This is a genomic window from Tessaracoccus bendigoensis DSM 12906 (genome assembly GCF_900141915.1).
Classification (GTDB): domain Bacteria; phylum Actinomycetota; class Actinomycetes; order Propionibacteriales; family Propionibacteriaceae; genus Arachnia; species Arachnia bendigoensis.
In genome coordinates this window covers 1-25,361 of sequence record NZ_FQZG01000066.1, presented here as the reverse complement: position 1 = coordinate 25,361, position 25,361 = coordinate 1, and the positions used below count along the sequence as shown (strand labels likewise).

21 protein-coding genes are annotated in these 25,361 nt (G+C 67.1%); 8 read left to right on the top strand and 13 right to left on the bottom strand.

The window, feature by feature from the left end; genetic code table 11:
• Positions 1 to 156: 156 nt before the first annotated feature.
• The 4 genes from BUC15_RS14910 to BUC15_RS14895 form a co-directional block, all read right to left on the bottom strand.
• Positions 157 to 546 (bottom strand): alpha/beta hydrolase, encoded by a 390-nt coding sequence (locus BUC15_RS14910; protein WP_073189728.1) that lies wholly within the window; start codon positions 544 to 546, stop codon positions 157 to 159.
• A 600-nt stretch (positions 547 to 1,146) separates the two neighbouring features.
• The gene (locus tag BUC15_RS14905) at positions 1,147 to 1,977 is read right to left on the bottom strand and encodes an alpha/beta hydrolase (protein WP_073189726.1); all 831 of its coding nucleotides are present in this window, start codon (positions 1,975 to 1,977) and stop codon (positions 1,147 to 1,149) included.
• Positions 1,978 to 2,154: 177 nt separating this feature from the next.
• Entirely contained in the window at positions 2,155 to 3,036 is an 882-nt protein-coding gene (locus BUC15_RS14900; RefSeq protein ID WP_073189724.1) for an aldo/keto reductase, read from the bottom strand.
• A gap of 719 nt (positions 3,037 to 3,755) precedes the next feature.
• Positions 3,756 to 4,634, bottom strand: coding sequence for a helix-turn-helix domain-containing protein (locus BUC15_RS14895; protein WP_073189722.1), 879 nt, complete (start codon positions 4,632 to 4,634; stop codon positions 3,756 to 3,758).
• A gap of 107 nt (positions 4,635 to 4,741) precedes the next feature.
• Between BUC15_RS14895 and BUC15_RS14890 the strand changes: the two genes are divergently transcribed.
• The 4 genes from BUC15_RS14890 (at position 4,742) to BUC15_RS14875 (ending at position 7,684) form a co-directional block, all read left to right on the top strand.
• A complete protein-coding gene (locus tag BUC15_RS14890; protein WP_245788004.1) occupies positions 4,742 to 5,443 on the top strand; it encodes a flavodoxin in 702 nt (233 codons plus the stop codon).
• Between the two features lie 258 nt (positions 5,444 to 5,701).
• A complete protein-coding gene (locus BUC15_RS14885; protein WP_073189717.1) occupies positions 5,702 to 6,160 on the top strand; it encodes a methylglyoxal synthase in 459 nt (152 codons plus the stop codon).
• A 134-nt stretch (positions 6,161 to 6,294) separates the two neighbouring features.
• The gene (locus BUC15_RS14880; protein WP_175558360.1) at positions 6,295 to 7,104 is read left to right on the top strand and encodes a CPBP family intramembrane glutamic endopeptidase; all 810 of its coding nucleotides are present in this window, start codon (positions 6,295 to 6,297) and stop codon (positions 7,102 to 7,104) included.
• Positions 7,105 to 7,108: 4 nt separating this feature from the next.
• Positions 7,109 to 7,684, top strand: coding sequence for a TetR/AcrR family transcriptional regulator (locus BUC15_RS14875; protein ID WP_073189713.1), 576 nt, complete (start codon positions 7,109 to 7,111; stop codon positions 7,682 to 7,684).
• A 66-nt stretch (positions 7,685 to 7,750) separates the two neighbouring features.
• Here BUC15_RS14875 and BUC15_RS14870 read toward each other — a convergent pair whose 3' ends face one another.
• Together BUC15_RS14870 and BUC15_RS14865 are read right to left on the bottom strand one after the other, a co-directional pair.
• The gene (locus BUC15_RS14870) at positions 7,751 to 8,383 is read right to left on the bottom strand and encodes a hypothetical protein (RefSeq protein WP_073189711.1); all 633 of its coding nucleotides are present in this window, start codon (positions 8,381 to 8,383) and stop codon (positions 7,751 to 7,753) included.
• 82 nt (positions 8,384 to 8,465) lie between these two features.
• Positions 8,466 to 12,854, bottom strand: coding sequence for a glycoside hydrolase family 3 C-terminal domain-containing protein (locus tag BUC15_RS14865; RefSeq protein WP_175558359.1), 4,389 nt, complete (start codon positions 12,852 to 12,854; stop codon positions 8,466 to 8,468).
• 437 nt (positions 12,855 to 13,291) lie between these two features.
• Between BUC15_RS14865 and BUC15_RS14860 the strand changes: the two genes are divergently transcribed.
• A complete protein-coding gene (locus BUC15_RS14860) occupies positions 13,292 to 14,440 on the top strand; it encodes an ROK family transcriptional regulator (RefSeq protein WP_073189706.1) in 1,149 nt (382 codons plus the stop codon).
• Between the two features lie 201 nt (positions 14,441 to 14,641).
• On the opposite strand, the gene BUC15_RS14855 is transcribed toward BUC15_RS14860, so the two are convergent.
• The 3 genes from BUC15_RS14855 to BUC15_RS20535 form a co-directional block, all read right to left on the bottom strand.
• A complete protein-coding gene (locus tag BUC15_RS14855) occupies positions 14,642 to 15,373 on the bottom strand; it encodes a carboxymuconolactone decarboxylase family protein (protein WP_073189704.1) in 732 nt (243 codons plus the stop codon).
• 67 nt (positions 15,374 to 15,440) lie between these two features.
• Positions 15,441 to 17,951 carry an excinuclease ABC subunit UvrA gene (locus tag BUC15_RS14850; protein ID WP_073189702.1) on the bottom strand — a complete coding sequence of 837 codons (2,511 nt, stop codon included), beginning with the start codon at positions 17,949 to 17,951 and terminating at the stop codon, positions 15,441 to 15,443.
• Positions 17,952 to 18,000: 49 nt separating this feature from the next.
• Positions 18,001 to 18,228: a hypothetical protein gene (locus tag BUC15_RS20535; RefSeq protein WP_073189700.1), complete on the bottom strand. Its 228-nt coding sequence runs from the start codon at positions 18,226 to 18,228 to the stop codon at positions 18,001 to 18,003.
• 157 nt (positions 18,229 to 18,385) lie between these two features.
• On the opposite strand from BUC15_RS20535, the gene BUC15_RS14840 reads away from it, so the two are divergent.
• Positions 18,386 to 18,817, top strand: a complete 432-nt coding sequence (locus BUC15_RS14840) for a cupin domain-containing protein (RefSeq protein WP_073189698.1) — start codon at positions 18,386 to 18,388, stop codon at positions 18,815 to 18,817.
• On the top strand, positions 18,814 to 19,668 hold the full coding sequence (locus BUC15_RS14835) for an aldo/keto reductase (RefSeq protein WP_073189696.1): 855 nt from the start codon (positions 18,814 to 18,816) through the stop codon (positions 19,666 to 19,668). The genes BUC15_RS14840 and BUC15_RS14835 overlap by 4 nt, the downstream gene beginning before the upstream one ends.
• A gap of 46 nt (positions 19,669 to 19,714) precedes the next feature.
• On the opposite strand, the gene BUC15_RS14830 is transcribed toward BUC15_RS14835, so the two are convergent.
• The 3 genes from BUC15_RS14830 to BUC15_RS20040 all read right to left on the bottom strand — a co-directional run bounded on the left by BUC15_RS14830 (position 19,715) and on the right by BUC15_RS20040 (position 23,748).
• Complete coding sequence (locus BUC15_RS14830) at positions 19,715 to 22,831, bottom strand: type I restriction endonuclease subunit R (protein ID WP_073189694.1); 3,117 nt, start codon at positions 22,829 to 22,831, stop codon at positions 19,715 to 19,717.
• Between the two features lie 112 nt (positions 22,832 to 22,943).
• Positions 22,944 to 23,462, bottom strand: coding sequence for a helix-turn-helix domain-containing protein (locus tag BUC15_RS14825; protein WP_073189692.1), 519 nt, complete (start codon positions 23,460 to 23,462; stop codon positions 22,944 to 22,946).
• A gap of 112 nt (positions 23,463 to 23,574) precedes the next feature.
• Positions 23,575 to 23,748: a hypothetical protein gene (locus tag BUC15_RS20040; protein WP_175558358.1), complete on the bottom strand. Its 174-nt coding sequence runs from the start codon at positions 23,746 to 23,748 to the stop codon at positions 23,575 to 23,577.
• 146 nt (positions 23,749 to 23,894) lie between these two features.
• On the opposite strand from BUC15_RS20040, the gene trhA reads away from it, so the two are divergent.
• Entirely contained in the window at positions 23,895 to 24,572 is a 678-nt protein-coding gene (gene trhA, locus BUC15_RS14820) for a PAQR family membrane homeostasis protein TrhA (protein ID WP_073189690.1), read from the top strand.
• 82 nt (positions 24,573 to 24,654) lie between these two features.
• Here the strand turns inward: trhA and BUC15_RS14815 are convergent, their stop codons facing one another.
• Complete coding sequence (locus BUC15_RS14815; RefSeq protein WP_073189688.1) at positions 24,655 to 24,918, bottom strand: AlbA family DNA-binding domain-containing protein; 264 nt, start codon at positions 24,916 to 24,918, stop codon at positions 24,655 to 24,657.
• Between the last annotated feature and the right edge of the window lie 443 nt (positions 24,919 to 25,361).

The following is a 25,361-nucleotide window of genomic DNA, read 5'->3' as shown; positions in this document are numbered from 1 at the left end:
CGCCGTTGGTTGAGCCGCCCGGCGAGCGCCAGCGAGCAGGCGTGTCGAAACCATCCAGCGCACGGTGCAGAGGGCCGACCATAGGATTCTGCGCCGGGCGGCGTTGGTTTCGACACGGGCCGTTCGAACCTCTCGGCCCGGATCAGCCGACACGGCTCAACCAACACCCCAGAACCAACTCATCCCGTTGTACGTGTACTCCATCGCGGCAACACCGTCATGCTCGTAGCCCTCCTTGACGTTGAACGCCAAGTTCCCATCGGTCCCGTCGGAGGTCTGCGTGAAGTACGCGGAGTTCCGCAGGAACTCGACCCTGTCCTCCTCGTACGGATGCGCGAAATCAGCGCTTCCCGTCATGATCCACACGTTGTAGTCGCCCTTCTCGTGCGACCCAGCGGCCTCGACGATGTTGTCCATGTCCAGCGACGTCCCGCAGCTCATCGGGAGGAAGTACCTGAAGTAGTCCAACCCGTTCTGGAAGGTCCGCCAGGTGGTCACGGCACCCATCGAGAAGCCGCCGAAACCGCGGTGGTCGCGCGATGCCATGAGGGCTTCCGGCGAGACGCCCTCCGCGACGAACCGCAGGTCTCCGCGACGTACCTCTCGACGCGGTCTTGACGTTGAGCACTATCCGGAAGTCGATTGCCGAGACGACCCGTTTTCACGTTCAAATTAGGATCGAACCCGCGATAGTGCTCACGGCTCGACGCGACCACGGCCCCCAACGACCCTGGATCACGGCACCTGCATCCGACAGCGCAGACCCCCCGACACCAGCGAAATAGCTGGACACACCAGCGAAGTTTCCCTGACGCCAGCGAAATACGGCAGGTGGCGCGCCATTAGGCTGCCCTCCACCGCCGGGATGAGGTCATTCAGGAGTTCCCGGTGACAATTCTCGGTCAGCGCCAGACTGAAGCTGGCGCTGTCGTCAGGGCTCGTAGTGTTGTAGTTGGGGCAGACGACGATCAGCGGCTCGATCTGGCCTGCCGCAATCGCAATGTCGACGACATTCTTGAGGGCGATGGGGCCGACGTGCAGGCGGTGAGCACAGCTGTGGCACTCACCGCGAGCAATCCGTGCAGCAGGCCACGTCGACTCGCGGACCCGATCGGCGCGTTCATCAGTTGGCCCCGAAGGTGCGGCTCAGCCAGCCGTCGAAGAACTCGTCGACCCAGCCACCCCGGGTGCCGAAGCCGTGCGGCCACCCGTCAAGCACATGTTCTCCACCGCGACCCCCGCCTCACGCAGCGCGGCCACGGATTGCGGGAACTGATCGGTGAACGGGTCCTCGGAGCCCCACAGGTAGAACGCCGGAGGCAGGTCGGCCCTGCGGAACGCCTCGACATCGGTGGAGGCAACCGACAGGCGACCGTAGAACGAGTAGATCACCCCGACGGCACCGACGTCGGCGCTCACCTCGTCCAACGCATCCGGCCGGTAGTCGGCATCCAGCGACGTGCCGTTGACGGTGCCCTGGAAGTTGAGCGCCTGTTCGCCGCTCAGGATGCCACCGGCGGAGAACCCCATGACGGCGATGTCGGCTGGATCGAACCCGTAGTCATCGGCGTGCGCGCGGACGAATCGGACGGCACGCTGCAAGTCCAGCGCCGCCTCTTCCTGCGTGTAGGGCCGAAGTCGATAGTTCACCAGGAACGACTGGTAGCCGAGCTCGGCCAAGGCCTGCGCGGTTGGCTCGCCTTCCACCCCGTTGCTGCGGAACTGGAAGGCACCGCCCGCGTTGACGAGCACCGCACCCTTGATCTGAACCCCTGCCAGCACGGGATAGGTGACCACCGTCGGGCGGAAGCCGACCCCGTCTTCGCCCGAGACCATCTCGGCGCCTTGCTGTTCGGGCAGCGACGCCATGTTGCCTTCCTCCCACAGGAAGAAGGTCTGGTTGACGGCGGGGTCGACGACGGCGTCGAGCACGAGGTCGGACGGGGTCGGGTTGACCTGGCCTTCGCGTAGGTTCATGTCTCCTGCTCTTCCCATTGCCTCCGCGCTACTCGACGTCGGCGTGACGGATTCGGGACGCGGAGCCTCGGCCGTCGAACCGCACGCGGCCAGGACAAGGGCTATCGATGACGCCGCGCCCGCGAGGAGCGCCTTCTTCCATCTGCCGGGGTTTTGCATGTTCACCTCGACGGCTGGTCAGGCCTCGGGGATGTCGCGGCCGAAGGCCTCGAGCGTGATCGCCGAGGGATCCGGGCCGCCGCGCACGCCGGTGTCGAGACCGTCGATTCGCGCGAGTTCGTCGGCGGTCAGTTCGAAGTCGAAGACGTCGAAGTTGGCTGCGATGCGCTGCGGGTTGACCGACTTCGGGATGGCCGAGCGACCCTCCTGCAGGTGCCAGCGCAGCATGACCTGAGCCGGGGTCCGATCGTGCGCCTCCGCGATTTCGCCGATCACCGGATCGTTGAAGGTCGAGCGGTTGGCGTCGCCGGCGTAGCTGGTGATCCCGCCCATCGGCGACCAGGCCTGGGTCAAGATCGCGTGCTCGGCGTCGGCGGCCTGCACGTCCTGCTGGGTGAAGTAGGGGTGCACCTCGACCTGGTTGACGGCGGGCACGACGCTGGTGTGCTTCAGCAGGTTCGCCAACACTTCCGGCATGAAGTTGCTGACGCCGATCGCGCGCACCCGCCCGTCGGCCAGCAGCGTCTCCAGCGCCTTGTACGCCCCGATCGTCTTCTCGAAGTCGGCGGTCAGCGGCTGGTGCAGCAGGAGGAGGTCGATGTAGTCGACGCCGAGCTTGCCTGCGGCCTTATCGAATGCGTGCAGCGCACGGTCATAGCCGTAGTCGCTGATCCACAGCTTCGTCTCGATGAAGACCTCCGCCCGGTCGATGCCGGAGCGCCGGATCGCGTCGCCGACCTCACGCTCGTTGCCGTAGGCGGCGGCCGTGTCGATCAGCCGGTAGCCGACCCGCAGCGCCTCGGCCACGGATTCGGTGGTCGTGTCGGGAGGGGTCTGAAAGACGCCGAACCCCAGCGCGGGCATCTCGATTCCGTTGTTCAATGTCACATTCATGTTCATGTTCCCCAAACTACGCGCCCGACCAGGGGACAAGAAGTAACTGTCAGTACACCCCTTGGACCCTTCTATGAATCCCAGGGACTCTCCGAGGAGCAGATCGAAGGGCCGATGGTCACAACGGCGGCCACTGGTTGCAGTGCTGTTGGCCGTCGACACCAGCCTTCTGACGTCAACACCAGCGGAAAGGCTCGCCACCGGCTATCCGGCGCCGATACCTGCGCAAAGGCTCGCCACCAGCGATCCACCGCCGATACCTGCGCAAAGGCTCGCCACCAGCGGTATACAGCTGGTGTCCAGCGATACCGCTGGTATCGGCCACCAATCGCTGGTGTCCACGACCATCAACAGCACCAGCGTCGCCTCGAGGCACACACCGTGGGTGACACCCGGTCGCCAGCCGGGCGCGCGCCACCAGCGATCCACCGCCGACACCAGCGGAAAAGCTCGTCACCAGCGATCCACCGCCGATACCTGCGGAAAGGCTCGCCACCAGCGGTATACAGCAGGTATCCAGCGGTACTGCTGGTATCGGCCACAAATCGCTGGTGTCCACGCCGACCAGCACCGCCCGGCAGCTCGACGGACGAGCACGGCAGGGCTTACAGTCACCCAGCCCGGCGCCGCCGCGACACCAGTGGAAAAGCTCGTCACCAGCGATCCACCGCCGACACCTGCGGAAAGGCCGCCCCGCTCACCGGCGACTCAACCATCGAATCGGTTCAGCGATTCGCGACGTCCACATCCTTCGGCCGTGCGGTGGCCTGGAGGCTGGCGAGCAGCCTCAGTCGTTCCTCGGTGGGGCTGCCGGCCTCAGCCGTGAACGCGAACACGTACCAATCGGGGTTCGCAGGCAGGTTCATCGCCTGATAGGAGAACTCCAACAGCCCGACCTCGGGATGGTTGATCCTCTTGAGCCCGGAGCGGTGGTGAGCCACCTCGTGCTCGGACCAGCGGTTCCGGAATGCGTCGCTTTGACGGTTGAGCTCGTCGATCAGGTCGGTCAGCCGTTCGTCCAACGGGTAGCGCCCGGCGTACATGCGCAGCGTCGCGACGACCGTGTCGGCATTGTCCTCCCAGTCCGGGAAGAAGACCCGCGCGGCCGGGTTCAGGAACGTGAATCGAGCTGAGTTGCCGCCGTTGGCCGGGTCGTCGAGCATCGGTGCATACAGTGCCCGCCCGAGCGGGTTGGCGGCGATGAAGTCCAGCCGTCGGTCCCGCACCCACATCGGTACCCCAGTCACCGCGTCGAGGAACCTCTGAAGCTCGGGCCTGACCACCCGTCCCGTAGGCGAACTGCGTCGGCGGCGCGGCGGGCGCGGGCCCGCGGCCCGGGCCAGGTCGCGCAGGTGGTCGAACTCGGCCTGGTTCAGCTGAAGCGCACGGGCCATCGCGTCGAGGACCTCGAGGGAGACCCCTGCCAGGTCGCCGCGCTCCATGCGCGCGTAGTACTCGACGCTGACGCCGGTGAGCATGGCGACCTCCTCGCGACGCAGCCCCGGCACCCGGCGACGTCCACCGCCGATGATGCCTGCCTGCTCGGGCGTGATCCGGTCCCTGCGGGACTTCAGGAAGTCCGTCACCTCGGCTTGATGCTCCATGGCTTCAAAGCTAACGCCACCGGCGGATGGTTGGGGGGAACCGCCAGTACACGGATAGCTTGACCCTGCCGCCACGCGGGGAGGGGGCATTGAATGGTTCTATGGGATTGAACAACACGACCAAGCTCACCCGCAGGATCGTCCTCTACACCGGTATCTCGGCACTGGCACTTACCCTGACGGCCTGCAGCACCGGCCCGCAGCCCAGGACACCTGCCGGAGCAAGCTCTGCCTCGGGCGAGGCAACCACAGTAGAATCGCCCAACCCCAGCGGAACAGCCATCGGCGCTGGGCGCACGCTGCTGGTCTACTTCTCCCGGGCAGGGGAGAATTACTACTACGGAGATCGCCGCACTCTTGAGGTCGGCAACACGGCCGTCCTCGCTGGTCTGATCGCCGATCGGATCGACTGCGACGTCTATGAGATCGAGGCCGCCGACCCCTACCCCGAGGCGTACGACCCCACAGTCGAGCGGAACCGGGACGAGGCGGACGCCGACGCGCGCCCGGCGATCGCCAACCCGCTCCCCGACGTCAGCGGCTACGACACGGTGCTGATCGGGAGCCCCGTCTGGGGCAGCCGCGCGCCGATGATCCTGTCGACCTTCATCGAGGGCGTGGATCTCTCGGGAAAGACGGTTCTGCCGTTCGTCACCTACGCCGTCAGCGGCATGAGCGGCGTCGACGAGGACTACCGGGACGCGCTGCCCGACAGCGACGTGCGCGATGGCCTGGCCGTCCAGGGCGAAGCCGTCACGGACGCGACGGCCGACCTCGAAGACTGGCTGAGGACCAACGCCCTGCTCTAGGGACCCGCCGATCCGTCAGGCCATCGCTGCGGCGCACCGGATCGGGCGATCCGGCCAGGCAGGGCAGTGGCGGATCCTCGACGCAAGACCGACCAGAATCCGCCATTGGCGGATTTTCGGGACTCGTCGGGCACCTACTGGCCCGCAGGCCCCTACCGGAGTGGGCAGGTCGCGGTGATCCAACGAGACACAATCGGATACCCCACCACGACCCCTTCCCGCGGCCTAGAATCCGCTCATCGGAGAGAGGCGGCATCCATGCCCGAGGTCAGACACCACATCGCTCTGGTGGCCCACGACAACAAGAAGGCCGAACTCCTGGCCTGGGCCAACTTCAACCGCGGAACACTCAGCCAGCACGATCTTTTCGCCACCGGAACCACCGGCACCATGATCGAATACGAGCTTGGCCTCCCGGTGACCCGGCTGCTTTCCGGCCCGGTGGGCGGCGACCAGCAGATCGGCGCCATGATCGCCGAGGGTCGCCTCGACGCGCTCATCTTCTTCTGGGACCCGCTCGAGCCCCAGCCGCACGACCCCGACGTCAAGGCCCTGTTGCGCATCGGCGCGGTTTGGAATGTGCCGATGGCCTGCAACATCGCCACCGCGGACATGCTGATCTCGTCTCCACTCCTCAGCCAGGAGTGGAAGAACAGGCCCGACATCTCGCCCCGGATCTGGGAGCCGGACCAGGACGAACCGCTCGAAACCTACTGACGCCTCGGAGGCGGGGCCTCGAACCGGGCGCCGTCGAGCAGCGGTCAGGCGCTGAAACTGACGTCGACGATCTCCTCTTGACGAAACCGGATACACACGTATTCTGAATACATCCGTATTCCATGGAGGGCGTGATGGCGACTCGACCGGCTCCCCCAACTTCAACCCCACCACAGGCCCATGACGTCGACGGCCGCCGTCTGGCGGCGTGGAAGACCAGGCATCCCTGGTTGCTGGCCGTGGCCGTCGGGCTCGCCGGCACGGTGTTGACGGCGTTCGGCGTCGGTTACGCGCAGGCGCGGGGGCTCGACGTGCTCGAGGCCAGCTACGCCCAGGCAGCCTTCGTCGCCCTGTCCGCGCTGCTGGGGCTCGTCGTGATGTGGCGCACCAAGCCATCGCTGGCCGACTACGGCTTCCGTCGCCCCAGGAGTCTCGACCGGGCACTGTGGCTGCTGCCGCTGGCCGCGCTCCCTGTGATCCTGGTCGCCTTCTCAGGCCCCCATGTCACACCGCCTCAGGCCCTCGCCTACGCGGCCCTAGCCGTAGCCGTCGGTTTCAACGAGGAAATCTGGTTCCGCGGCCTGCTGCTGGCCGCACTGCGGGGGCTTGGGGAAAAGAAGGCGGTCATCGGCGGAGCCGCCGTGTTCGGGGCACTGCACCTGACGAACGTGTTCACGGGGAGCCCGCCACTTCATCTGGCGCTGCAGTTCGCATTCGCCTGCCTGGCCGGCCTCGTGCTAGCCGAGCTTGTCGCCGTCACCGGAAGCCTCTGGATCGGCGTTGCATGGCATCTCGTCTATGACTTGGCGGCATGGTGCACCGGGGAGGAGCTGAGCCCCGCCGCTCTGGTGGGCCTCGGCCTCATGACGGCGATTCTGGCCGCCTACGCCGCATGGCTCTGGCGACAACTGCCCGGCCGTGGCCCGGGATTGATGGCAGGCTGAGCCGATGGAGTTGACGCCGCGACAGACCGAGTTCGCCGACGCCGCCCTGCGCCTGCTGGCCCGCGACGGAATGGCCTCGGTGAGCTTCCGGACGGTGGCGGCAGAGACCGGCATGTCGCTCGGGGCGGTACAGAAGGCTTTCCCCACCAAGGACGCCATGCTGCGCGTCATGTTCGCGCGCCTCCGCGAACAAGCCTCCGCCCCCGCTCTCGCCGAACCCGGGCGCCCCACCCTTCATGAATGGCTGGTAGACCTGATGGTGTCGGTGCTGCCACTCGATATCCCCCGCCGCAACGCCGAACTCCAGGGTGCGGCATTTGCCGAGAGGGCCGCCTTCGACCCGGAGATCGCGGCAGCGGTGGCGGGCTCGGACCACGAACTTCGGGCCGCCATCGCACGCCTGGTACACCGTGCGCACGCCGAGGGCGAAGTCCCCGCCACGGTCGAGGCCGAGGCGGTCGCATGGGCGGTGCTCGCCTTCATGCAGGGCATGGCCAGCCAACTGTTGTACGACCCTCTGCCCGAGGATGCCGTCCGTCGCCAGTGCCGATGGTTCGTCGACGCCCTGCTGCGGCGCTGATTCCCACCAGAGACGCAGATCGCGCCCCCGCCCGTCACCGACAGACGAGGGCGCGACCCTGTCAACTCACTCGAACAGCGAGAGCGTCAGCACCGCGGAGTACTCGCCAGCCTCGACGTCGAGAGGCGTACGCAGGAACAGCTCGGCATTGGCCTGCCACGAGCCCTCCTCGTGGACCGCCGCCGAATCCCACGTCGACACGAGGAGCTCGCGGTTCTCAAGGCCCACCCCGTTCGCCCCGCCGTCGAGCACCGTGTCAACGACGTCACCCTCGGCGACCAACCCGTCACCGGTGTTGTTCCCCACGAGTTCCGGCGCCCATCCGAGATGGTCTGCCGTGATGGCAGCCTGGCCGGTGCCGCCGGTGAAGTCCGACACAGTGCCGAGCACGGCCCAGCCTGCACCTGCCGGGATATCGGCCGAGTCGCGGGTATCGGTGACGGTGACGGTGGGCAGGGTGCCCGTGAACTGACGGCGCGTCACGTCCGAGCCGTTCTCCGTGAGCTGGACGGCATCGTCGGCCACCGTCAGGGCCAGGAATCCCGGTCCGTCGACCTCTGCGATGTTGACGTTCACGTCGACGGAGGTGTCGTCGACCTCAGAAGGGTCGCCCATAGCGACACCCGCAGACAAGCTCGCCATCAGCACCGCGACACCGGCCGCGCCGACGAGCCGGGCTGCCCGAGAGTTGTTGAACATGATTCTTCCTTTCACAACGGCGCCCGTAGGCACCGGGACAACGTGGGTCGGTGGCCCCCGGTATGGGGGCCACCGATTGGTTTCAGCTGCAGCTTGCCGCAGCGTAGGTGAGGGTCCTCGTCACCGAGACGGGCTCGCCGTCGATGGTCGCGCCGACCTTGATCTCCACACTGCCGGCGTCGAGCGACACCAGTCGGGTGGCGAACTGGTTGAACGCGTTCTTACCCGGGGCGACCTGCGCGTACGACTTGTTGCCGAACGCCGTCTTGAACTCGACGCTGAGCGGCACCGTGTCGGTGTTCTTGACGGTGACTCCGACGTACGCCTTCCCCGCCAGGCAGCGGGTCTGGACGGCGGGTTCGAAGGCCAGCTCGCGGGCAGATTCGGGAGCCGTGAACCTCAGGTAGTCGAGGTTCAGGCCACCGGAGTTGAGCTGCACCTTTACCTTGTTCAGGCCCTTCTGCAGGTGGACGGGCTGGCCCGCCAGCTCCACCCAGTTCTGGGCACCGCCGGTGCCACCGCCGCGGGTGAAGGTGGTCGCGAGCTGCTCGTCCACGTAGATCGAGAACGAAAGCTGGTCGAGACCGCCTGCGGCCGACGCCCCGGAGATCTGCGGCGAGACGACATAGTCGCCTTCCGCAGGCGCCACGACGTTGTACAGCAGGTAGGCGCCGTTGGCGGTGCCTCCGACGCTCTGCCCGGTGCAGGCACCGGAGCAGTCCGCCAGTTGCAGGCCGCTGGTGCGGTAGAACGCCGAGGCGAACTTCATGACGGTGTCACCCGAGGCGGCCAGCGTCGTCTTGGTCCCGGCCGGCAACTCAGGGTTCTCGGACGGATCGGGGACCACGTCTGAGAAGGTCACCGCATCGTAGGTCACCTCGATCGGGACCATCGGCTGGCCGGCGGTCGGGCCGCCGCCCTGGTCGGTGGTGGCGCCGAGGGCACCGTTGCTCACCTGGAGGGCGAACTTCGGCTCGGCCATCGCCTTGGTGACGGGGTCTCCCACGGGGATCCAGTTCGCGCCGCCGTCCACGCTAACGGAGAAGGTGAACACGTCTTCCGCCTTCTGCACCCGCAGCAGCAGAGGATCTCCCGGCGCCGGCGCAAGCCCGGCGGCGTCGATCGAGGTTTCCGCGGAGGAGGCGGCGGTCTCGTTCTTCACCGTGAACTGGAGCGGCGTGCTCACGTTGCCGTCCCAGTTGTTGTAGGCGAGGCGAAGCTGGAGATAGTTGTCCTCGTCCTGGAAGACCACGACCCCCAGCTGGTGGTACGACTGGTACGGCAGGGTGTCGTAGCTGAGTTCCGTGACGGAGGTCCAGCTTCCGGCGGCGTGCTGCCAGACGGTGTTCTTCTGGCCGGTCGCCCCCTCGTGCCAGTCGCCGTCCTGAGTGGTGAGCGTGATGTCGCCGTCGTTCTTGACGAAGTTGTCCGTCTGATCCTCGACCGTCCAGGCATCCTTCAATTCGGCACCGGAGAAGTCGTCGCTGACAGGGTAGGTCCCCCCGGTCGGCGGGACAGTGGTGAACACGTAGTCACGACGGTGCCCGTCGGTATCGGCGCGCAGGATGATCCGGTTGCCGTCACGCACCTCCTCGACGGTCACCCCGGCAGGGGCGACGATGTTGTCGATGGTGATCTCAGCCGGGGTGAACCCGTTGAGCGTGTAGGCGTAGGTCGTCTCGTAGAACGGCAGGAACGGGGCCCCGTTGATGTTCACAGATCGGATCACGGCCTTCTGGACGCCCTCAGGCAGCGGCAGGTTCGAGTCGGTGGAGAACGCCACCCGGTACCTGCTCTGGCCGCCGTCGGAGGCAACTACCAGAACCGACGCGATGGGCGACTCGGCCGTTGCCTGCGTGACGGTGACCTCCAAGCCGTCAGCCGCTTCCGCGGCCACGGTGGGGAGGTTGCTCAGGTCCTTGGCGTAGATCCGGTAGTCCGTCGTGAGCGGGCTGAAGCCCGGCACGTCGTTGCCATCGAGCGTGAGCTTGGTCAGTTGGGGAGCGACCGACATCGCCGGCTGGTCCACGTCGAACCAGTGCGCGGCCTCGTAATCGGCCAACGGCAGGTCGTGCGCCTTGCGGAAGGTCGCCGAGTCCATGGCGAACGCAAGCGTCTTGCGGGCAGAGCGCTGTACCTCACCGATGTTGAGGGTGCCGGCGGCGACCGCGGCGACGGGGCTTCCCGCGCTGAGGTTCTGATCGCCCGGCATCAGGACGTCGACGCCCGAGCGGACCCGGCACGCGTTTCCAGTCAGGACGGTGCCGGTCAGCGAGATGTCGGCGCAGGGCTGCACCTGGATCCACCAGTCGGTCATCACGATGCCGTCCCAGCCCCACTGGTCACGAAGGACGGTGGTGACGAGGTCGAAGTTCTGGTGAGCCCAGGAGCCGTTGACCCGGTTGTAGGCCGTCATGATGTTGTCAGGCTTTGCCGACTTCATGACAATCTCGAAGCCCTTCAGGTAGATCTCACGCAGCGCCCGTTCCGAGACGCGAGAGTCGTTGGTGTTGCGCCTGACCTCCTGGTTGTTCGCCGCGAAGTGCTTCGGTGTGGCAGAGACGCCCTCGGACTGCAGCCCGCGCGTGGTGGCAGCGCCCATCGACCCGGTGAGGACCGGGTCCTCCGAGAAGTACTCGAAGTTTCGACCCGCCAGCGGGTTGCGGATGATGTTCATGCCCGGCGCCAGCAGCACGTCGGAACCGTTGAGCACCATTTCCTGCCCGACGCCCGCGTAGAGCGATTCGACGAGGCGGTCGTTGAAGGTGGACGCCAGCAGGGTACCGATCGGCAGGAGCGTGGCCTGCGCCGTCATCCGGATGCCCGAGGGGCCGTCGGTGGTCGACATCGGAGGGATGCCGTAGGTGTCCCGAAGCGTCGTGTTCGTGCCGCCGTAGGTGGCCGCGTTGCCGGGAATCCCGAAGGGGTGCTCCATGGCGCCGGCGCCGGAGGTGAGCGCGACGAGGTCGTCGACGCTGAGCTGTGCCATGAACTCATCCATGGTGTTGTTGTCCTGGTAGACGTCGATCAGGTCGATGCCCTTGTCGCCTTCCCCGTAGGGCAGGTTCGGGGCATCAGATTCGATCTGTGCCTCGACGCGGGGCTTCAACTGGTCGGCCTTCTCCAACGGAACCGCCTGATCGGTGGTCAGCTCGACCGCGCCGTCCTCACCGGCGGCCGCGTGCCACCGGTCGAAGGCCACCCTGGGGGCGACGGCCTGCTCGAGCTGTTCGGTGACCCTGAGGGTCGGCTCGTTGTGGACGCCGACCTGAGGCGCGCTGCGCACGTCGTTGCCGACGTAGATCGGGTAGTCACCGGCCTCGAGAACCCAGGCGGATTCGTGCCCGGTGTAGCCACCGTCGTCATAGGAGGCCATCTCGGAAACCGAGAACGTCAGCGTGATCTCTTCGCTCGCACCCGGGTTCAGCGTCGAGGTCTTCGCGTAGGCGATCAGCGACCTGGCCGCCTTGCCCAACTCGCCCTGCGGCGCGCCGTAGTAGGCCTGCACGACCTGCTTGCCGCGCAGCTCTCCTGTGTTGGTGACCTTGACGTCGACGGAGATGCGGCCGTCGGCCTCCGAGACATCGGTGGTCTCGGTGTCGAACGTGGTGTAGCTGAGGCCGTAGCCGAACGGGTACAACACCTTGTCCTGCGCGAAGGTCTCGAAGTACCGGTAGCCGACGAAGATGTCCTCGGCATAGTTGTTGAACTCGAGCCCGCCGAAGTTGGCGCTGCTCGGGTAATCGGCCAGGGTCTTGGCGATCGTCTGCGGCAGCTTGCCCGACGGCGAGTCGTAGCCTGCCAGCACGTCGGCGACGGCAGAGCCGGACTCCATGCCCCCCTGCCAGACGTAGAGCAGCGAGTCGATGTTGGGATAGTCGGCCTGCCAGCTCATGTCGATCAGGTTGCCGGTGTTGAGCAGCACCACGATCTTGTCGAAGTTGGCGTTTACCTTGGAGAGCATGTCCCGCTCGGCCGTGGTGAGCCGATAGCTGCCTTCGGTGTCGGAGGACTCCCGGTCCTCACCCGCGGAGCGACCGATCACGACCACGGCCGTGTCGGAGGCCGCCGCGGCGTCCGAGACCTGGGCGTCCGTCAGCGGCATCTCGGGGTAGCTGGTCGGCCAGTTGCCCCACCAGCCGTCGTTGGGCGGGTTCGCGGCGGTCCACGACTCGTAGACCGAGGCGAGGTTCTCATTAATCTGGATGCCTGGGTTGCGTCGCAGGCCGTCGAGGAGGTTGATCCGGTACGGCGTCTTCACGTCGCCGCCGGAGCCGTATCCGACGGCAAAGTAGTTGACCTGCACCCGGCCGAAGACCGAGATCGTGCGGTCGGCGCTCAACGGAAGGACGTCGCCGTCGTTCTGGAGCATGACGATGCCCTCGGTGGCTGCGGCGCGCGACAGCCCCGAAAGCCCGGGGAGCAGCGCCGCCTCGGCCTCGGTGGCCGGCGATAGGGGCGATACCAACATGCCGACGGCCAGCGTTGCCGCAGCAACACCCGCCACCAGACTTCGAATGCGTCCCGGTCGGACGTAAGCCATAAGTCTCAAACCCTTCATAGGATCGGACGCCGAACCGCCTGGTCAGGCAACCGGTCCGACGGGCGATCCGGAGGCGCTGTGGGGGCAGGCTGGGACGACGGATTGGCCAGCAACCACCGGCGGCGGTCACTGCGTTGGAGGTCGCACCCTTCGCGATGCACCCATGCACCCGAAGAGCGGCGACCTGGTCAAGATATTTGACCCATTTGTGCTCACACCCTGTGAACGCCACGAGATTATGCACCGATCTTTTGATTGTCAATACTCCTAAACTGCATTAGCGTGCTAGTTTATATCCCATTTTCGGTGGAATATTTTCCCGGTACTGGTGGAAAACCGCTTCGGCCATCCCCTACGCTTCAACCATGAGCAACCCGTCCCGCCCTCGAAGACTCCGCACCGCTGACGCCGTCCTTACCTTGGTCAAGGGTGGCCAAGGAGTCACCCGCGGCGACCTGGTCGACCGTTCCGGTCTTTCTCCCAGCACCGTCGGACACACCGTCTCCAGGCTCCTGGAAGAAGGGGTCATCGTCGAGACCGTGCAGGAGAAGGGGCCGGGCACCGGCAGCGGCCGCCCCGCCCACATCCTGACGGCGGTGCCCAGCGGGATCCCGGTCGGCGCGATCGACTTCGGCCACGAACACATCCGCGTCGCGCTCGGCGATGACTCGGGCACCGCGCTGGACGAAACCCTCACGCACATCGACGTCGACCTGAGAGCCCACGAGGCCCTCGACCTGGCCTGCCGGGCATTGAAAGACCTGATGCAGAGCCGGGACGTCGACCGCTTGGCGACGGTGGTCGCGGGCATCCCCGGGCCGGTCGACCGCGACACCGGCATCGTCTGTTCACCCACGATCCTGTCCAGCTGGATGGGCCTCACCCCTCGGGCCGAACTCGAGTCGCGGCTGAACACGCCGGTACACATCGAAAACGACGCGGTGCTCGGGGCGTTCGGGGAACTGCGTCGAGGCGCGGGCAGGCAACATCAGGACTTCCTCTACGTCAAGTCTTCCCACGGGGTCGGTGCCGCTCTCGTGATCGACGGGAAGATCTACCGGGGCTCCGGTGGGCTCGCCGGTGAGATCGGCCACTCCAACCTGCCTGGACGCAGCGAACTGTGCCGGTGCGGTAACCGCGGCTGCCTCGAAGCCGTCGTGACCGTCACGTCCGTGCTTGAGGAGATCGCTTTCACGCACCCCCACCTGGACCCGGCACTGATCACGCTGATCAGCACGGCCGACCCGGTGACAGGGCGGATCCTGGAACAACGCGGCTGGATCCTCGGCGGGGTGCTGGCCAACCTGTGCAATCTGCTCAACCCGTCCGCCGTGATCATCGGCGGAGCGCTCGGCACCACCGGCACACACTTCATCGAAGGGGTGCGCACCTCCGTGCAGCGCTACACCCAACCCGCGATCGCGGCGGGAATGGAGATCAAGGCGACGCAACTCGGTGGCAGGGCCGAACTCGTCGGAGCGCTGGAGATGGCGGGAGATCTGGCCCGCCTCTGACGTGACAAGAATCGACCACTGGCCGATTCTCATCCGTCTGAACCCAAAAATCGGCCGCTTCCCCGCCCCAGCATCATGGACGTGACGCCGTCGCCTGAGCGATGGCCGATTCTCCGGACAGGACACCTCAGAACTGACCACTGGCCGAATTTCGCGGGGCGCGCGTGGGTGCGCGAACCACCCATACCGTGGCGATACGGATCAGGCCAGGGTGACGGCGTCCAGCGCGGCCAACGCGTTGAGGGTGCGCGGATACCCGATGAACGGCACCAGCACCGTCAGCACCGCCAACAACTCGGCCCGCGTGTTCCCGACGGCCAGGTTCGCTCCCACGTGGCCCTTTACCTGGTTGTCCGCCCCGCCGAGCCCTGCGAGCATCGCGAACGTGACCAGCTCACGGGTCGACATGTCCAGGCCACCACGCCCGACGGTGTCGCCGAAGCAGTTCTCCGCCAGGTACCGCTGGAAGTGCGCCTCATCGGCAGGCGCGTCAGCGATCCGCTTATCGACGGCATCGCGCCCGCCGACGATCCTGGCCTGCACCGACTTGCCGTACTCGAAGCGCGTCTCCGGCGTGCAGCCCGACTGCCCGGGAAGCGGCAGCTCGACCCCGGCGTCGGTCAGGATCTCGTTGACGACGAGCAGGAAGTCGTGCGCGCGAGCCATTCCCGCGTAGGCGACCCCCTGATAGACGACCTCCTTCAACTCCACCGGGCCGATCTCTCCGGCCTGGATCGCACCGGAGGCCAAGGCCCGGAACTGACCCAGTCCGCCGACGGCCAGCGTCGCCCCGAGCCGTACCAACGCCCGGGTGCGCGCGTCGAGACTTTCGGCCAGCGCCGTCGCGTCGGCGATGGTCTCGCCGTCGGCGAAGTTGCCGAAGTACTCAACCAACTCCGGATCGGTGATTTCAGAATCCTGATTCTGCGACATGGGTCGCTCTCCTTCTGTCGACGCGTGGTCTGTCCCCCGTCATCATTCCGCGCGAGGCGGCACGGCGTCAGGGGATGAAAACATCCCTGGCAGCGGGGCCCAGGTGGCGGGCCAGGTAGCCGGCGGTGATGGAGGCGCCGACCCGCGCGACCTCGCCCGGCGTCCCGGTTGCGACGATCCGGCCACCGTCCTGCCCGCCACCCGGCCCCATGTCGATGACGTGGTCGGCATTGGCGATCAGGTCCAGGTCGTGCTCGATCACCACGACGGTGGCGCCCCGATCAGTGAGCCGCTGCAGCACGTCGAGCAGCGTGCGCACGTCGAGCGGATGCAGCCCGACGCTCGGCTCGTCTAGCACGAACACCGCGTTGTGCTGATCCCGGTGCAGTTGGCTGACCAGCTTCAGGCGTTGCGCCTCACCACCAGACAGCGACGGCGTCGCCTCACCCAGCGTCAGGTAGCCGAGCCCCAGCTCGGCCAGGCCTCGCAGCCGCCGTTTCACCAGCGGCAGGTCGGAGGTGTGCTCCAACGCCTCACGTACAGTGCACCGCAGCAGGCCGGGCAGCGAGATTCCGTCTCGAAGGTAGTCCTCCGCGCGGGGAGCGAACCGGCTCCCGGCGCAGTCGGGGCAGACGATGTCGACGTCGGGGAGAAACTGCACGTCCAGGGACACCTCCCCGGTTCCCGCGCAGCGCGGGCAGGCCAACGAGCCGGTGTTGTAGGAGAAGTCCGAGGCACCCAAGCCGTCCGCCCGCGCCTCCGGTAGGTCGGCATAGGCCTTGCGAAGCTCGTCCATCACCTTTGAGTAGGTCGCGACGGTGGAACGGACGTTGATCCCGATGGGGGTCGCGTCGACCACCTGGGCCTTGATCCCGACCGGTGCGCGCAGCTCGCGCACGTGACCCGGAAGCCGCGCGGAGCCGGGACCCGCCTGCAGCGCAGGGACCAGCGATTCGAGGATGAGCGTCGTCTTGCCCGATCCGGACACCCCGGTCACGGCGGTGAGCCGGCCGAGCGGGATGTCGACCTCAAGCGGCCGCACCGTGTGGATTGCGCCGGTGACAAGGTGGATCGCCCCATGGGCAAAGATCTCCGCGGGCTCTGCGACCTGGCGGACGACGACAGGCTCCTCCCCCGTCAGGAAACCGCCGAGCAGGGTGCCGGGCGCGGCGGCGATCGCTTCGGGCGTGCCCTGGGCGACGACGGTGCCGCCGTCGGTGCCTGCGCCCGGGCCGATCTCGATCAGAGCGTCGGCGCGGCGCAGCAACTGCACGTCGTGGTCGACGAAGACCACGGAGTTGCCGTCGGCGAGCAGGTCGCGCATCACTCCGAGCAGGCCGTCGACGTTGGCCGGGTGCAGGCCGATCGAGGGTTCGTCCAGGACGTAGAGGACGCCGGTGGTGCGGTTGCGGACGGCCCGGGCGAGTTGGGCGCGTTGCCGCTCACCGGTGGACAGCGTCGACCCTGCCCTGTCGAGCGCCAGGTAGCCGAGCCCGAGTTCGACGAGGCGGCGCGCCATCTCTTGGAGGGTGTCGACCAGGGTCCGGGCCAGCTCCTGCAGTTCGGCCGGGAGGCCGACCGGGACGCTCGGCGCCCAGGCGAGCACGTCGTCGAGGGTCTTGGCGGTGACCTCCGCCAGGTTCAGCTCTCCGATGTGGGGCCTGAGCGCGACCGGGCCCAGCCGACTGCCCTGGCAGTCGGGGCACGTGCCCTCGCGAAGGAACCGGCTGACCCTTGACAGCCGCTTCTCGGTGTCGGCCCGCTTGAGTTCCTCGGTGACCGTCAGCCGGGCGTTGCGGAAGGTGAAGTCGAGCTCGTGGATCCCCTTCCGGCTCGTGACGGTGATGTGCTTCTTCTCCGCAGGCCCGGCGAACACTAGCTGGCGCTCATCGTCGGTCAGGTCCCGCCATGGCACGTCGGTGCGCACCCCGAACTCGCGGGCGATGTCGGGCTGCACGTTGAACCCGAACATCTGCCAGGGTGCGACGGCGCCGTCGTCGAGGCTCTTTCCGGGGTCGGGCACCAGCGTGGCATCGTCGACGACGCGGGTGACGCCGGTCCCGGTGCAGGTGGGGCAGGCGCCGACGGAGTTGAAGGACAGGTCCTCGGCGCTGGGCGGGACCACGCGCGCGCCGCACACCGGGCAGTCGAAAGCGACCTCGGCGGCCACGTCGATCGTCGGCGGGACCCGGTGCCCGTTGGGGCACTCGTGCGAGGCGAGCCGGGAGAACATCAGGCGCAAGACGTTGAGCAGCTCGGTGGAGGTGCCGAACGTGGAGCGCACGCCTGGCACCCCCGGCCGCTGCCGCAACGCCAGGGCGGCGGGGACGTGGGTGACCGAGTCGACCGCCGCCCTGGGGCTCTGCGCCATCCGTCGACGCGTGTAGGTCGACAGCGCCTCGATGTAGCGGCGCGACCCCTCCGCGTAGAGCACGCCGAGCGCCAGCGACGACTTGCCCGACCCGGAAACCCCGGCGATCCCGACCAGCTTCCGAAGTGGCACATCGACGTCGATGTCGCGCAGGTTGTGGACTCGGGCGCCCCGCACCCCGATGCTCTCTGGCTGATTCACCGTCATGACACCTTCCCAAGCGGTCGAGAGTCGGTACTCAACCGGCCGTCGCCGCTCATCCCAGGGCTTCCGCGACCTGGGCTCCGAGCACGCACAGCGCGTCATGGGTGGGGCCGCCCGGTTTCGCGTCCTGCGAGGCGAGTTGTGCCACCTCCTCCCGACGCAGCCCGGCGACCCGACGCTGCCCGCCGGATTCGGGTAGCCCGGCCCGGCGGGGCGTGAGGCCACTGCGGCACGTCTTGAGGAAGCTCCCGAGTTCGTTCATCAATGTGTCGCGACTCATGGCGACCAGTGTTCCACCTGGGATGCGGCACGTGAGGGGGAGAAAAGCCTCCCAGGAAGATTCCCTCCCCTATTGCCGCCCGCACGAGGGGGGCAACATGGTTGCAGGAGAGACGTGCGATCCGCACCTGCCTCCGGTCCACAAGAGGAGAAGCGAAATGAGTGGGATGGACATCAACCCGATCTTTCCACGGGGGGAGAAGAACGACGCCTTCGGGCAGTACTTCGTCGGGCAGAGCTACCTGAACATGCTCACCACGAAGGGCGTCGTGATCGGCAACGTCACCTTCGAGCCCGGATGCCGCAACAACTGGCACATCCACCAGGCCAGCACCGGAGGCGGCCAGATCCTGCTCGCCACCGCGGGCAGCGGCTGGTACCAGGCCGAGGGCGAGGCCCCGGTCAGCCTCACGCCCGGGAGCATCGTCGTGATCCCGGCCGGCCAGAAGCACTGGCACGGCGCGAAGGCCGACTCGTGGTTCACCCACATCGCCATCGAGGTGCCGGGCACAAACACCAGCACCGAGTGGTTCGACGCCGTCGACGACGAGCACTACAACAACCTGATCGTCCAAGGAGAAAACGCGTGATCCTCAACGAGACCTACACCCTGTCGAACGGCGTGACCATCCCCAAGCTGGGGTTGGGCACCTGGTTCATCGACGACGACGCTGCCGCCGACGCCGTCAAGGCGGCCATCGGGCTCGGCTACCGCAACATCGACACCGCCCAGGCCTATGGCAACGAGCGCGGGGTCGGAGAGGGGGTGCGCACCTCCGGGGTCGCACGCGACGAACTGTTCGTCTCCACGAAACTGGCGGCAGAGATCAAGGACTACGACGGCGCGACGGCCGCTATCGGCGGCTCGCTCGCGAAGCTCGGCCTTGACCACATCGACCTGATGCTGATTCACGCGCCGCAGCCCTGGGGCGACTTCCGCGGCGGCAACTACGCCGAGGGCAACCGGGAGGCTTGGCGGGCGCTGGAGGACGCCTACCGGGCGGGCAAGCTCCGCGCCATCGGCGTGTCCAACTTCCTGCAGTCCGACCTCGAGGACATCGCGTCCACCGCCACGGTCACGCCGCACGTCAACCAGATCTTGGTCCACGCGGGCAACACCCCGAGCGAACTGATCGCCTACTGCCAGGAGAGGGACATCCTGATCGAGGCCTACTCGCCCATCGCCCACGGTGAGATCTTGGGCAACCCCGAGGTCCAGGCCATGGCGGGGCGCTACGGCGTCACGGTGCCTCAGCTGTGCATCCGCTACACCTTGCAGCTCGGCACCGTCTCGCTGCCGAAGACCGCGAACCCGGAGCACATGCGCAGCAACGCGGCGGTCGACTTCGTCATCTCCGACGCCGACATGGTGGCACTTCGAGACCTGCAGGCCAAGGAGTACGGCGAAAGCAGCGCATTCCCCGTCTACAGCGGCAAGTAATGAAGGTGCTGTTCCGGGGGCGTGGCCGGGATTGGATGGCTGCTGGCTACCCTCGCGACAGCACCTCCATCTGCTGGACCACCAGCTTCACCGCCTCCTCCGAGCGGTCCGGCGGATACTTGTACTTCCGCAGCAGTCGCTTGATCTTCGCCCGGATCGCGGCGCGCACGTCATCGCGCACCGTCCAGTCGGTCTTCGCGTCGCGCCGCAGCAGCTCGACCAGCTCGCGTGCGATCTGCCCGAGCACCGGTTGGCCGAGCACCTCCATGGCTGATTCGTTGTTTGCGACGGCGTCGTAGACCGCCAGTTCGTCCAGGCCGAGCGGCGGGTCGAACCGCTCGCCTCGGCGCGCCTCGTCGGCGATCTCCTCCGCCGTCCGCCAGAGCTCCAGCAGCACTTCCGCCGAGGTGAGCTGGCCGTTGGTGTAGCGGTTGATGACGTCGGCGACCCGGTCGCCGAACGTCTGCTGGCGCAGCAGGTTGCGGCCGGAGACCCGCGCAGCCTCCAACAGCAACGCCGCCCGGAGCGCTTCGATCGCCAGTTGCGGGTTCTCTGCCGCCTGCGCCTCCTTCAGCGCCGACGGCGTCAGGTGGTCGAAGTCGGGCGGGCTGATCTGCGCCATCTCGTAGATGTCGATCACGTCGCGCGAATCTGTTGAGTCCTCGACGACGGCGAGCAGCGCGCGGGCGACCTCTTCCGGCACCGGACGGCCGCTCGCCTCCCGCTCTGCGGCGTCGAGCTTGGCTACCCAGGCGCGCACCTCAATGTAGAAGCGAACCTCGTCGGCGACATCGGCGAGGTTGTCGGCTCCGGCCGACAGCGCCCACGCGCGGCCGAGCTGCGTGGTGAGGTGCCGGTACCTGTCTGTCAGCGTCGCGTGCCCCTCCGCGACCCGGTTGCCCGGGTTCCGCGGGTCCCGGAGCCAGCCGGTGACGAGGCGGGCGGCGTCCATCCAGCCCCGCGCGGTGCCGAGCTTGGAGCGCCAGTCGACCGGGCGGATGAGGTCGCGAATCTGCTCCACCAGCGCCCGCGCCAGTTCGACGGCCTCACCGACGTCTCGCCCCATCGGGCGTTCACGCTGGTCGGAGAGGGTGTACTCGGCCAGCGCGTGGGCCAGGTTGTCCGTCAGCGGCGCGTAGGCCACCAGCAGCCCGGCGGACTTGCCTCGGAACGTCCGGTTGACCCGGGCGAGCGTCTGCATGAGCAGCGCGCCCTTCAGCGGGCGGTCGAGGTAAAGGGTGTGCAGCGGCGGCGAGTCGTAGCCGGTGAGCATCATGTCCTTGACGATGACCAGCTCCAGCGGATCCTCGGCCGTGGCGAGCCGCTTCTTGATCACCTTGTTCTCCGACTCGCGTCTGACGTGGTCGCTGACCGGCGGCTGGTCGGAGGCGGTGCCGGAGTAGACCACCTTGATGCGCCCGGCGTCGATGGCGTCGGAGTGCCAGCCTGGCCGAAGCTCTACGATCTCCCGGTACAGATTCGCGGCGATCTCGCGGGTGGCGCACACGATCATCCCCTTGCCCGGCCCCTCGATCTCCTCGAAGACACGAGCTCGGCGCTTCTCCCAGTGTTCGACGATGTCGGCGGCCAGGGTGCGCAACCTCTCGGGCGCGCCATAGATGGAGTTGATGACGGCGACGGAGCGCTCGACCCGTTCGCGTTCGGTCTCGTCCAGGTCGCGGGTGAGTTCGTCGGCGGCGTCGTCGAGTTGTTCGGACGTGACGCCGTCGTCGAAACCTACGGTGACCAGGCGCGGCTCGAAGTAGACGGGTACGGTCGCGCCGTCGGCAACGGCGCGGGTCAGGTCGTAGATGTCGATGTAGTCGCCGAACACCTCGCGGGTGTTGCGGTCGGTGAAGCTGATCGGGGTGCCGGTGAAGGCGATCAGGGTCGCGTTGGGCAGCGCATCGGCCAGGTGGCGGGCGTAGCCGTCGAGGTCGTCGTAGTGGCTGCGGTGCGCCTCGTCGACCATGACCACGATGTTGCGCCGCCCCGAAAGCAGTGGGTGTTCCCGGCCCGACTCCCGCTCCTGCCGGGTGCGACCGAACTTCTGCAGCGTGGTGAACAGGATTCCGCCGGTGTTGCGCTCGCTCAGGGCGACCCGGAGGCCTTCCCGGGTGTGTACCTGGACGGGCTTTTCCGGGAACAGCTTCGAGGCGGCGAACCCGTCGAAGAGTTGGCCGTCGAGCTCGGTGCGGTCGGTCACCACGACGACCGTGGGGTTCTGCAGTCGAGGGGTGCGCAGGAGGAGGTTGGTGTAGAACTCCATCTCCAGCGACTTGCCCGAGCCCTGCGTGTGCCACACGACGCCGGCCTTGCCGTCGCTTTCGACCGCCTGGACGGTGCGTCCGACAGCCTTGGTGACGGCGAAGTACTGGTGTGGCTTGGCCGTGCGCTTGAGGATGCCGCCCTCCCCCTCGGCAAACGCGGTGAAGCCTCGCATCAACTGGATGAAGCGTTCAAGGTTCGCGACGCCGTCGAGCAGCGACTCGAGCGCCGGGGCCTGGTCGGTTAGCGGGAGGCCGTCGTCGTCAACATTCCACTGTGCGTAGTGGTTCAGCGGGGCGAACGGATTGCCGTACTTGGCCACCACCCCGTCGCTGATCAACGTGAGGACGCAGGCCCGAAACGCCATCGGGAACTCGCGCAGGTAGGTGGCCAGTTGGGCGTGCGCGGTGTCGACGGTGGCGGCCGGGTCGCCGGCGTTTTTCAGTTCCACTACGCCGACGGGCAGGCCGTTGCAGTAGAGCACGAGGTCGAATCGGCGGTGGGCGTCGCGGTCGCGGACGATCACCTGCCGGGCGGCGAGCCAGTCGTTGGCCGACGGGTCGGCGTCGATCAGGCGCAGCGTCGGGGTGCGTTCGGTGCCGTCGGGCTCCAGCCAGCTGACCCCGCGGTAGCCGTGGACCATCAGTTCGTGCAGTCGCAGGTTCTCGGCGGCCGCGTCCTGCGAGGTGGGTGCGAGGATCTCGGTGACGGCCTGGTCGAGCAGGGCTGCCGGCACGGCTGGGTTGAGCCGGGCCAGGGCCGCCCGGAAGTCGACGACGAGCACGGGGTCGGCGGCCGAGGCGCGGCGGCCGTTGAGGTCGGAGCCGTGGACCGGCCGCCAGCCGAGCTCACCCAGGTAGTCGTGGGCGAGGAGTTCGAGGTCGTCTTCGAGCATGTGCCCTAGTCTGCCCGCATGTGCCTGCGTATCCGCCGCGGCGTGCGAGAAGGCCCGTTATCGGCGGCGCTGGCTTCAAGCATGAGATCCACGGCGTCTCCAATCCTCCAGGTCAACGCTTTCCTTGTCCGGCGAGTGACTGCCGTGCGGCTCGCAGCTGGGCGATGACGTCCGCCGGGTCGTCCTCGTCGTCGAAATCGACCGCCGTGGCCTCGAGCATCGCGTACTGACGCTGGCGGCGGCGCTCGCGATACTCGAGGACATCACTCAGAAGGAGCCGCCGGCGCGACCCGTTCCGCTCGGCGCGGAGTTCGCCGGAGTCGATCATCCGGACCACAGTCGGCCGCGACACACCCAGCAGGTCCGCCGCCTGCTGGGTGGTCAGTTGAGGCTCCGTGGGTGTCACGGTCACCGCCTTACCGGCGGCGAGTGCGCCCACTACTTGCACAAGAATCCCGTAGAGGTACTCGGGCAACTCGATCTGCTCCCCCTCGCCGCCTCCGATCAGCAGAAACCTGGCGGGCGGTACCGCTCCCCGCCCTTCAGCATGGGCCTCGATGAAACGGTGAACCTGTGCCAGTTCTTCGCTCTGTTCAGGGACGTAGGTCTGGGGTGCCATCGCCGTACTCATCACGCAACCTCCTCGTTACGATCAAAGTGTACGCGCTTTCGGAACGTTCGTTTACCGCACGCGCATAAGCCCGGGCCCTGGCGTGGGATGCCGTTGGCGAGCCGGGGCAAGGTCACGCGCAGCGAGCCTGGCCGCCGACCGAGAATTCTCCACCCGCGAGGCCGTCATCGATACTTGCCACCAGGTACTGCCCTGACCGCAACTCCCGCGCCGCGGCTGCGTAGTCCTGCTCGAACCTGCCCCACGATGCCTCCACCGTGGCGTCCAGATCGATCACGTCGTCCATGAGGACCTGCCACCGTCCGTGGGCTGGCCTTGGTGTCGACTCCTGAAGCCCACGTTAGGGAGCGGGTACGACAGTTTCGCCCGGGTAAACTCCGTCCCGAGGCGGGTACCTCCCTCACCTACAAGTCACACGGCGGAAGGCGGCTTGTGAACAGCACCATCCGGAGCAGGGACGGCAGCATCCATGTGACCGACGAGCGGTTCAACACCCTCTCGCACCTGGTGGCCTTCTGCTTCTCCGTCCTGGGGACCGTCCTGCTCGTCTCCCAGGCCATCGCTCAGGGAGACCCGTGGAAGATCGTCGGGTTCAGCGTCTACGGGCTGTCCCTCATGACGCTCTTCGCGGCGAGCACCCTCCATCACGGACTGGACCGCGGCCCGCGGGTGAATGAAGCGCTGCGGACGCTCGACTACGCGTCGGTCTTCACCCTGATCGCAGGCACGGTCACTCCTCTCGTGCTGGTGCTCTTTCGCAATGTGTACGGATGGGCCGTGTTCGGCGCGGTGTGGGTCGTCGCGATCCTGGGGATCGTGCTGCGCTCAGTGTGGCGACGAATCCCGAAGTACATCACCAACACGCTCTACATCACGCTCGGCTGGATGAGCGTCGTGCTGATGGGTGCGGGCGTCTCGCTTCCGGCGATGGCACTGGTCCTACTGGCCGCGGGTGGCCTGGTTTACAGCGCGGGCTTCGTGATCTACGTGATCGAACGGCCCAACCCATGGCCCGGGAAGTTCGGCTTTCACGAGATCTGGCACGTACTCGTGGCCGTTGCGGCGTTCCTGCACTACCTCTTGATGTACTTCTACGTGCTTCCCGCCTAGCCGGGACGTCTTTGGCTAGTGGACACCACGCGAGCGCTGATAGCGCGTATCGCGTACACCCTGGGAGCCGATCATCACGACATCACCACGGGCCCGCCACCTCGACGACGAGCACGGGCTTGCCCGACACCCGAAAAGTCTGGAACTCGCACCGCAGGGACGGGACGACGCTGGTTCTCGCCTGATCAGAGACCGCCTGTTCGAGGGCTGCGACTCTCGTCACATCCACTGGCACGAAACCTGCCGCTTCATCGAGCCCGAGGATGATTGTTCTTCCTTCGGGCATGTTTGCGAAGGCACACAGGGTTGGCCCCAGCGTTGGAGCACCGTCGGCGGCCGACTTCACTTCGGTCTCGGCGCTGTATCGGCGCTGTCACCTCGCCGCTCCCTGGATATCGCGCTTGCTGGGAGCCAGTGTTCCGCTCAGCACTGAGCCAGTAGTCCGCTGCCGAGTGAGCCGGTCCGACGGAGCCGAGTGAGCCGGTCCGACGGAGCCGAGTGAGCCCTGGCGCCGCCGTGCGGCCGGCGGGTACCGACACACCCAGCGCATCGCCCGACTACGGTTTGCGGCCCGGCCCACATCCGCCACGACGAGTCCGTCGCTTTGCAGTAGGAGAAGGTCCTTGCATTCGACCGGACCCAGCGGCGCGATCGGTGTGTCTCCGAAGATGCGCAACGCGCCTTCCAGTAGACCTTGGATGCTCCTCTCGGCGCCGTGGCGGCACCTGGTCGTTGGCCGGGTGCGCGTCACCAGGGATATGCCGTCGATACCTGCGGAATGGCTGGTCA

Excerpts from the sequence above, each read along its gene's own strand:
- BUC15_RS14910 (WP_073189728.1), bottom strand. The coding sequence starts at position 546 with ATGGCATCGCGCGACCACCGCGGTTTCGGCGGCTTCTCGATGGGTGCC.
- BUC15_RS14905 (WP_073189726.1), bottom strand. The coding sequence starts at position 1,977 with ATGAACCTACGCGAAGGCCAGGTCAACCCGACCCCGTCCGACCTCGTG.
- BUC15_RS14900 (WP_073189724.1), bottom strand. The coding sequence starts at position 3,036 with ATGAACATGAATGTGACATTGAACAACGGAATCGAGATGCCCGCGCTG.
- BUC15_RS14895 (WP_073189722.1), bottom strand. The coding sequence starts at position 4,634 with ATGGAGCATCAAGCCGAGGTGACGGACTTCCTGAAGTCCCGCAGGGAC.
- BUC15_RS14885 (WP_073189717.1), top strand. The coding sequence starts at position 5,702 with ATGCCCGAGGTCAGACACCACATCGCTCTGGTGGCCCACGACAACAAG.
- BUC15_RS14880 (WP_175558360.1), top strand. The coding sequence starts at position 6,295 with ATGGCGACTCGACCGGCTCCCCCAACTTCAACCCCACCACAGGCCCAT.
- BUC15_RS14875 (WP_073189713.1), top strand. The coding sequence starts at position 7,109 with ATGGAGTTGACGCCGCGACAGACCGAGTTCGCCGACGCCGCCCTGCGC.
- BUC15_RS14870 (WP_073189711.1), bottom strand. The coding sequence starts at position 8,383 with ATGTTCAACAACTCTCGGGCAGCCCGGCTCGTCGGCGCGGCCGGTGTC.
- BUC15_RS14865 (WP_175558359.1), bottom strand. The coding sequence starts at position 12,854 with ATGTTGGTATCGCCCCTATCGCCGGCCACCGAGGCCGAGGCGGCGCTG.
- BUC15_RS14860 (WP_073189706.1), top strand. The coding sequence starts at position 13,292 with ATGAGCAACCCGTCCCGCCCTCGAAGACTCCGCACCGCTGACGCCGTC.
- BUC15_RS14855 (WP_073189704.1), bottom strand. The coding sequence starts at position 15,373 with ATGTCGCAGAATCAGGATTCTGAAATCACCGATCCGGAGTTGGTTGAG.
- BUC15_RS14850 (WP_073189702.1), bottom strand. The coding sequence starts at position 17,951 with ATGACGGTGAATCAGCCAGAGAGCATCGGGGTGCGGGGCGCCCGAGTC.
- BUC15_RS20535 (WP_073189700.1), bottom strand. The coding sequence starts at position 18,228 with ATGAGTCGCGACACATTGATGAACGAACTCGGGAGCTTCCTCAAGACG.
- BUC15_RS14840 (WP_073189698.1), top strand. The coding sequence starts at position 18,386 with ATGAGTGGGATGGACATCAACCCGATCTTTCCACGGGGGGAGAAGAAC.
- BUC15_RS14830 (WP_073189694.1), bottom strand. The coding sequence starts at position 22,831 with ATGCTCGAAGACGACCTCGAACTCCTCGCCCACGACTACCTGGGTGAG.
- BUC15_RS14825 (WP_073189692.1), bottom strand. The coding sequence starts at position 23,462 with ATGAGTACGGCGATGGCACCCCAGACCTACGTCCCTGAACAGAGCGAA.
- BUC15_RS20040 (WP_175558358.1), bottom strand. The coding sequence starts at position 23,748 with ATGGACGACGTGATCGATCTGGACGCCACGGTGGAGGCATCGTGGGGC.